Genomic DNA, 8145 nt, shown 5'->3' on the forward strand with positions numbered 1-8145 from the left:
GGCATTAACAAGATCAATAACTTATGCTGGACAGACTTATTCGGGACGAGGGGGTCGGAGGTTCGAATCCTCTCACTCCGACCATTTCCATCATCCCCACGACGATTTGGGCAGGTTCAGAGGGGGCGTGCGCCGGGCCTGACCGCCTGCCGGCGCACGCGTGCTCAGCGGATTTGCGCCGCGCGGTTGACCGCTTCCCTCGGGGACGCGAGAATCAGGAACGATGGGTCGAGGGGCCCGCAGCGTTCGGGGGAAAGCCATGCGTCCTGCGTTGATAGCCGCCCTCGCCGCCGTGCTCGGCCTGACCGCCCCCGCCGTCGCCCTCGACAAAGTGAAATTCGGGACCAACTGGCTCGCCGATCCGGCGGCCGGCGGCTTCTATCAGGCGGTCGCCGACGGCACCTACGAGAAATACGGGCTGGATGTCACGATCGTGCCCGGCGGCCCGCAGGCGAACGGCGGCCTGCTGCTCTTGTTCGGCAAGCTGGAATTCTTCATGGGCGGCGACATGATCGGCAATCTGCTCTCGGCCGAGTGCAAGCTGCCGCTGGTCGCGGTGGCGGCCGAATTCCAGAAGAGCCCGCAGATCCTGATGTCCCACCCCGGCGTCGGGTTCGACACATGGGACAACCTGCCGCAGGCGAACCCGGTCTATCTCGGGGCCGGCGCGATCAACACCTTCTACGCGTGGCTGAGGCTCGTCTACGGGTTCAAGGACGAGAACATCAGGCCGTACAATTTCAACTCCGCCCCGTTCATCGCCAACCCCAGGTCGATCCAGCAGGGCTACGTGACCGCCGAGCCCTTCGAGATCGAGCGCCAGGGCCATTTCCGACCGAACGTCTTTTTGCTGTCCGACCACGGCTACTCGACCTATGCGACCCTGATCGTGACCAACACCGGGATCGTCGAGAAAGAGCCCGATCTCGTCCAGCGCTTCGTCGACGCCTCGGCGATCGGCTGGTATCACTATCTCTACGGCGACAGTTCCAAAGCCAACGCGCTGATCAAGCAGGACAATCCGGACATCAGCGACGACCAGATCGCCTTTTCGATCGCGACCTTGAGAGGTCACGGCATCGTCGATTCCGGCGACGCGGAGACGCTCGGAATCGGCGCCATGACCGACGCGCGCTGGAAGGATTTCTTCGCCAAGATGGTCGAGATCGGCATGGTTGACCCTGGGACCGACTACAAGAAAGCCTACACCCTGCAGTTCGTGAACAAGGGCGTCGGCCTCGATCTCAGGCCGAAGTGAGCGACCACCCCCTTGGCTCGGACATTGATCGTCATTGGCGGCGCTCGCGATTGGCCCTATCAGGCGGCCGACGTTTCCCTCGCCAGCGACGCAGCCGCCGCGCTTCGGCTGCCGGGCTTCGACCCCGCGCTCGATGAGGGCCTTCGGCAAACGAAGGCGAATTGCCTGACCTGCCACCGGGTCATCGGCTGGGGCGGCCACAAGGTCCCCGGCGAGCTCGCGCTTCCGGCGCGGCAAAAGCAGAAGCCGGAATTCCTCCGCGGAACGCTCGACCCGTCGGGCGTCGACCCGAAAACGACGATGCTCGCGCTCCTCACCAGCGCGCCGGAAGCGGCGCGCCGCGCCGCCGCCGAGGCGATCTACGCCTCCCTCACGGGCGTTCCCGTCGCCGACCGGCGACGGGCAAGCTCGCCCGCGCCGCCGGTCTAGCCGCAGTCGAGACCCGAGCGCCGCCGGGAATGCGTTACGCCGCGACCTTGTCGACCGAGGCCCCGTAGATCTCGTTGATCGCCTCCGCGAGCGCCTTGTCGAACTCGGCGTCGCTCATCGACCGCTTGAGACCCTCGGTCAGCGCACGCGAGAAGCTCGCGATCATGCCGTGGTTGCGGGCGAGCCTCTGGCAGGCATCGTCCCGCGTGTAGCCGCCGGAGAGCGCGACGACGCGCATCACTCGCTTGTCCTTGATGAGCGGCGCATAGAGGTCGGGCGTGTCCGGAAGGGTCAGCTTGAACATCACCTGCCGGCCGGCCGGAATCGCATCGAGGCCCTTGGCCAATTCGTCGAGCAAAATCTTCTCGGCGCCGGCCTTGTCCGTCGCCTTGATCGACACTTCCGGCTCCAGGATCGGCGCGAGGCCGTGCCCGGCGATCTGCTCGCCGATTTCGAACTGCTGTTTGGCGATCGCGGCGATCCCCTGCTTCGAGGCATGGTTGATCACCGAGCGCATCTTGGTGCCGAACACGCCGAGCTTGGCCGCCCGGGCCAGCAGCGTGTCGAGGCCGGGCATCGGCTTCATCAGCTGCACGCCGTCCTTGTCCGCCTCGAGCCCCTTGTCGACCTTGACGATCGGCACGACGCCACGGTCCTCCCAGAGAAAGGTCGGCACGGGCTTGCCTTTCGCCTCGCCGTCCATCGTCCGCTCGAACAAAATGGCGGCGATCACCTTGGCGCCGGTGAAGGCGGGCGCGCTCATGATCCGCACCCGGAACGCATGCATGAGTTCGTACATCTTGGCGTCGTCGCCGGCATATTCGCTGTCGGGGATCCCGTAGAGCCGGAGCGCGCCGGGGGTCGACCCGCCGCTTTGGTCGAGCGCAGCGATGAAGCCGCCCTTGCTCGACATTTGCGCCGTCATCTTTTCATTGGCCATGACCGTCCTCCTCGCCTGGGGCGACGTATTGTACGGCGGGTTGCGCTCCGCCCGAAGGAGGGCGCCGCCCCGGCGTCCGCCGTCGGCAGGCAGCTTAGCACCTTATTTGGCTTTGCAACGCGTCCGATTTCAGGCCGCCGAGGCTGCGCAACGATTTTGGATCAGGACGGGGCGCGACGCGTTTGGCCCGGGGCGCCTTGAGACGCCGACCCGTTTCACGCCATGCTGTCCGCCATGACCGCGAATTATGACGTCGCCATTGTCGGCGCCGGGGCCGCCGGCATCGCCGCGGCGCGGCGCTTGTCGCTGAGCGGGCTGACGACGATCGTATTCGAGGCGAGCCCGCGAATCGGCGGCAGGGCGTGGACAAATGCCCTCGCCGGCGTGCCGCTCGATCTCGGATGCGGCTGGCTTCATTCCGCCGAGCGCAACTCGTGGAGGCGCGTCGCGGAGGAGATGGGTTTTGCGATCGACCGCGGGACGGCGGCGTGGGGCGAGCAATATCAGGACCGCGGCCTTTCGGCCGCCGAGCGCAGAGCGGCGCGCCGGGCCTACGCCGCCTGGTTCGCCCGGCTCGAGAGCGCGCCGCCTGCGAGCGACTGCGCGGCCGACGCGCTGAAGCCGGGGGACGAATGGAACCCCTTCATCGAGTCGATCAGCGGCTACCTCAACGGGGATGCGCTCGCGCGCGTCTCCGTCGCCGACAGTCTCGCCTATGACGAAGCTTCCACGGATACGAACTGGCGGGCGCCTGCGGGCTACGGCGCGCTGATCGCGGCGAGTTTCCCCGCCGGCGTCGAACTGCGGCTCGCCGCGCCGGTCGAGAGGATCGCGCTCGACGGCCGATCGGTCGCGCTGGCGACCCCGCTCGGAGAGGCTCGCGCGTCGGCGGCCATCGTCACCGTCTCGACGGCGGTCCTTGCGAGCGGCGCAATCGCGCTCCCGCCCGATCTCGAACCGTGGCGCCGCGCGGCCGAAGGCCTGCCGCTCGGGCGCAACGAGAAGCTGTTCTTCGAAATCGCCGCGCCCGACGCCTTCCCGCCGGAGAACCACGTTCACGGCAATCCGCGCGATGCGGGCGCTGGGTCATACACTATCCGTCCGTTCGGACGGCCGGTCGTCGAAGGCTTTTTCGGCGGCGCCGGCGCGGCAGTTGTCGCGGAGGAGGGCCTTGTCGCAGGCTTCGCCCATGCGACGAAGGAACTCGTCGCGCTGTTCGGCGCGAAAGTGCGCCGATCGCTAAAACCGCTCGTTGGTTCGAACTGGACGCGGACCGATTGGATCGGCGGCGGCTACAGCCATGCCCTGCCCGGCCGCCGCACCGCGCGCGCCGATCTCGCCCGTCCGTTCGACGGCAAAATCTTCTTTGCCGGCGAGGCGACCCACCCTTTCGACTTCTCGACCGCCCACGGCGCGCACGACACCGGCGTGCGTGCGGCCGAAGAGGCCATCGCGGCTCTGAAACCGCGTTCCGCACGGGCGACGGGCGCCTAAAACCTGGAGATCGCGGTGATTCCGGCGACCATGAGCAGCGCGCCGACCAAGCGGCCGGGCGTCAGCGCATGTTGCGGAAGGCCGAACCCGCCGAAGTGGTCGATGGCGAGCGACATCAGGATGTTGGCGGTGATGGTGAGGCCCGCGAGCGCTCCCGCGCCCACTTTGTCGACGAACAGAAGCCCGGCGATCACGGCGAAGGCGCCGATGACCCCGCCGAGCGGCGCCCACCAGGGCATGCCCGTTAAGCCCTCCGCGGTCGGAAGCGGGCGCGGCTGGCAGAGCCAGAGGACGGCGAGGAGCGCGACCACCGGCAGGAACGAGACGAGGCTCGCAAGCCACGGGTTGGTCAGCGCGTTGCGGAGCGCGCCCTTCATCGGCGGCCCCCAGGCTTGGAGCGCGCCCGCCGCCAGAATGATGGGATAGAGCCACACGCCGCTGATGTTGTCCACGAAAGGTCCCTGCATATAGATCGCCCGCCGCCTCACGCCGGCAAGTGCGCCAGCGGTCCCAAAACGCCTCCAACGCGCCCGGAACGCCATCGTTCCGCCCGTTCGCCGTCGCCCTTCCCTTCGCCCCCTGTTTCGTGTATTGCGCCGCACAATCCCGAAGGAAACCGGGCGACGGTCCCGGCTGTCGCAGCCCCGTCACATCCGCGCCCATAAGGCTCGGCCGCCCGCGCCGGCTCCGCGCTCGTCGAAAAGTCCGTAAGTCCTATGCTGAAGCTTCGCAACATCGCCATCATCGCCCACGTCGATCACGGCAAGACGACCCTCGTCGACCGGCTCCTGCAGCAGTCCGGCGCCTTCCGCGAAAACCAGCGCGTCGCCGAGCGGGTCATGGATTCGAACGACCTCGAGCGCGAGCGCGGGATCACCATTCTCGCCAAGGCGACCTCGGTCGTGTGGAAGAACGTGCGCATCAACATCGTCGACACGCCCGGCCACGCCGACTTCGGCGGCGAGGTCGAGCGCATTCTGTCGATGGTCGATGGCGCGATCGTGCTCGTCGACGCGGCCGAGGGGCCGATGCCGCAGACCAAGTTCGTCGTCGGCAAGGCGCTGAAGATCGGCCTGAAGCCCATCGTCTGCGTCAACAAAGTGGACAAGCAGGACGCGAGGCCCAGCGAGGTGGTCAACGAGGTGTTCGACCTCTTCGCCGCGCTGGACGCGACCGACGAGCAACTCGACTTCCCGATCATCTACGGCTCGGCCAAGCAGGGCTGGATGTCGGATTCACCCGAGAAGCCGGCCGAGAACATGGCGGCGCTGTTCGACCTCGTCCTCAAGCACGTCGAGGCGCCGAGGGTCGGCGCCGGCGGCTTCCGCATGCTCGGCACGCTCCTCGAGGCCAATCCTTATCTCGGCCGAATCATCACCGGCCGCGTCTTCTCCGGCTCGATCAAGACCAACGCGCCCGTCAAGGTGCTCGACGTTGAGGGCGATCTGGTCGAGACCGGCCGGGTGTCGAAGATCCTCGCCTTTCGCGGCATCGAGCGCACGCCGATCGACGAAGCGGTCGCGGGCGACATCATCGCGATCGCGGGCCTGGAGAAGTTCAACGTGGCCGACACGCTGTGCAGCCCCGAGGAGGTCGAGCCGCTGCATGCCCAGCCGATCGACCCGCCAACGCTGTCGATGACCTTTTCCGTCAACGACAGCCCGCTCGCCGGCACGGAGGGCGACAAGGTGACGAGCCGCGTCATCCGCGACCGCCTCTTCAAGGAGGCCGAGGGCAACGTGGCGCTCCACGTCGAGCCCGCCCCCAATTCCGACTCCTACATCGTCTCAGGCCGCGGCGAACTGCAGCTTGCGATCCTGATCGAGACCATGCGGCGCGAGGGCTTCGAACTCGGCGTGTCGCGCCCGAAGGTGCTGTTCCACAAGGACGAGTCCGGTGAGATGCTGGAGCCGATCGAGGAAGTGGTGATCGACGTCGACGAGGAGCACTCGGGCGTCGTCGTGCAGAAGATGAGCGAGCGCAAGGGCGAGATGATCGAGATGCGCCCCTCGGGCGGCGATCGCCTGCGGCTTGTCTTCCTCGCGCCGACGCGCGGCCTGATCGGCTATCTCGGCGAGCTTTTGACCGACACGCGCGGCACCGCAATCATGAACCGCCTGTTCCACAACTGGGGCGCCTACAAAGGCGAGATCACCGGACGGCGCAACGGCGTCCTGATCTCGAACGAATCGGGCGAGGCGGTCGCCTACGCCATGTGGAACCTCGAGGACCGCGGCCCGATGATGATCGAGCCGGGCTGGAAGGTCTATCAGGGGATGATCGTCGGCCAGCACACGCGGGACAACGACCTCGAGGTCAACGTGCTCAAGGGCAAGAAGCTCACCAACATCCGCACCCACTCGAAGGACGAGGCGGTGCGACTGACGCCCCCGATCCAGATGACGCTGGAAAAGGCGCTGGCTTATATCCAGGACGACGAGTTCGTCGAGGTGACGCCGAAGTCGATCCGCCTGCGCAAGGCCCTGCTCGACCCCAACGACCGCAAGCGCGCCGAGCGGTCGAAGACGGCGGAGGGGGCGGTCTGAACAAGTTCCTCAATGCTGGATGGGCGCGCCGATCTTCTTGCTGTTGCTACTTAGCACCAGCAGGAGCTGCCGGGTAACTCGGAGCAGGAATCTGGGCATTCGCGCATGCTTTTTCAAAAGCACCACCACCGGTGATTTCTGACCACCCGCCACCTTCTTTACAGGTCTGCCCGAAGCGCGGGGCCACGCAAATCACCGCGTTGGTCGCATATTGGACATCGTGATACGTGCACAGGCCGGGCGGGGTAGTGCTAGAAGTTGCGGGGGCGGCGGGAGCTGGAATTTGAGCATTCGCGCATTCTTTTTCGGCGCTTGCTGCCCATACGCCGTCTTTACTGCTTTCGCATGTCAGCGCCAAGTTCGGGGCTACACAAATCACAGATCCAGGCCCGTATTGCACATTATAGTACGCGCACTGACCGGGCGGGTTGGCAGGGGCTCCCGGCGCTGGAATTTGGCCTTTCGCACATGCTTGCTTGAAATCACCGCCTTCGGTGGACTGCTCCCATACGCCTTTGTCATTGCACTTCTGCATAGACTGTGGCGCGAGGCAAATTAGCGCTCCCGGCGAGTATTTCACGTCGTGATACGTGCAAGTAGGGGTCGCTGGAGGCGGAACATCGCCGGCCGCTGCCGCCACCACTGGCCCTGCAACCAATAAGGTCGCAAAAGCGACCGATGTTCTAAATAGTGCCCGCATATTGCGCTCGCCTCTCTCACTTTAGATTCACGTATAGAGATCCGAGCGAAAGTATTCTAGCGTTAGTCCGTCACTCTAACCGAAACCGGCGCGTTCAAGTCAGTAGGCGAAATAATCAGATTCCTTAGAATGATAGCAATATCCATAAGCATCGATGTATGCGTCGCCTCTAACGGCACACAGTACGTTCGGCCGTCATATTTAACTGACGCATAGCACGAAGCAGATGGCCCGTTTAAATCTACAATTGAAAGATAAGGACCGGTATTGAATATCTGCTGCGCCTGAACCGTATCATACCACGGGACCATTTCAATTTTTCCATTGTCGCGTTCATACCTTTCAAATCTAATTTTATCACCAACATTATACCACGATCCGAGATAACTCAAAAATCCATCGGGTGACCTCAATTCAAAAGTAATTTCAACTCTCCCTATACCCTCAAAGGTGACTCCAAAGTTGCGGCCTGTAATTGGCAATATCGAAGTTGTAGTTGTAGTTGTTGTCTTTATTGCCGACTTCGTATCAGTATTCATCACAACATCATCAATTTTGTGAGTCTCCGTGTTTGTAATTACTACGGTTCCGCCGGCATTTTGCTTCTTATCCAACCCACACGGAGGAAGCGTCGTATTTTGAATTAGCGCTCCAGGCACTAAGATCTTATTAGAGCAAAATCTGCCCATCGTAACTATATTGCTTTGATTGGCTTGAGCTTGAGCCGGCTGCTGCGCAGGTATTTGTACTAATTACGTATACAAGCCATTGTCAATTA

The 8145-nt window shown here is 64.0% G+C and carries 7 protein-coding genes; 4 read left to right on the forward strand and 3 right to left on the reverse strand.

What is annotated here, in order from left to right; translation table 11 throughout:
* The first annotated feature begins 259 nt into the window (after nt 1-259).
* Together ACLP25_RS05500 and ACLP25_RS05505 are read left to right on the forward strand one after the other, a co-directional pair.
* Entirely contained in the window at nt 260-1258 is a 999-nt protein-coding gene (locus ACLP25_RS05500; RefSeq protein WP_442468218.1) for an ABC transporter substrate-binding protein, read from the forward strand.
* A gap of 12 nt (nt 1259-1270) precedes the next feature.
* Nucleotides 1271-1687: a hypothetical protein gene (locus ACLP25_RS05505; RefSeq protein WP_442468219.1), complete on the forward strand. Its 417-nt coding sequence runs from the start codon at nt 1271-1273 to the stop codon at nt 1685-1687.
* A gap of 34 nt (nt 1688-1721) precedes the next feature.
* Here the strand turns inward: ACLP25_RS05505 and ACLP25_RS05510 are convergent, their stop codons facing one another.
* Entirely contained in the window at nt 1722-2627 is a 906-nt protein-coding gene (locus tag ACLP25_RS05510) for a fructose bisphosphate aldolase (protein ID WP_442468220.1), read from the reverse strand.
* 234 nt (nt 2628-2861) lie between these two features.
* On the opposite strand from ACLP25_RS05510, the gene ACLP25_RS05515 reads away from it, so the two are divergent.
* Nucleotides 2862-4121, forward strand: a complete 1260-nt coding sequence (locus tag ACLP25_RS05515; RefSeq protein WP_442468221.1) for a flavin monoamine oxidase family protein — start codon at nt 2862-2864, stop codon at nt 4119-4121.
* On the opposite strand, the gene ACLP25_RS05520 is transcribed toward ACLP25_RS05515, so the two are convergent.
* Nucleotides 4118-4573, reverse strand: a complete 456-nt coding sequence (locus ACLP25_RS05520) for a DMT family transporter (RefSeq protein ID WP_442468222.1) — start codon at nt 4571-4573, stop codon at nt 4118-4120. The genes ACLP25_RS05515 and ACLP25_RS05520 overlap by 4 nt on opposite strands.
* Nucleotides 4574-4840: 267 nt before the next feature.
* On the opposite strand from ACLP25_RS05520, the gene typA reads away from it, so the two are divergent.
* Nucleotides 4841-6667: a translational GTPase TypA gene (gene typA, locus ACLP25_RS05525; protein WP_442468224.1), complete on the forward strand. Its 1827-nt coding sequence runs from the start codon at nt 4841-4843 to the stop codon at nt 6665-6667.
* 762 nt (nt 6668-7429) lie between these two features.
* Here the strand turns inward: typA and ACLP25_RS05530 are convergent.
* Nucleotides 7430-8026 (reverse strand): hypothetical protein, encoded by a 597-nt coding sequence (locus ACLP25_RS05530; RefSeq protein WP_442468223.1) that lies wholly within the window; start codon nt 8024-8026, stop codon nt 7430-7432.
* Between the last annotated feature and the right edge of the window lie 119 nt (nt 8027-8145).

Origin of the sequence: Roseiarcus sp., assembly GCF_052145395.1 — a bacterium.
Taxonomy (GTDB): domain Bacteria; phylum Pseudomonadota; class Alphaproteobacteria; order Rhizobiales; family Beijerinckiaceae; genus Roseiarcus.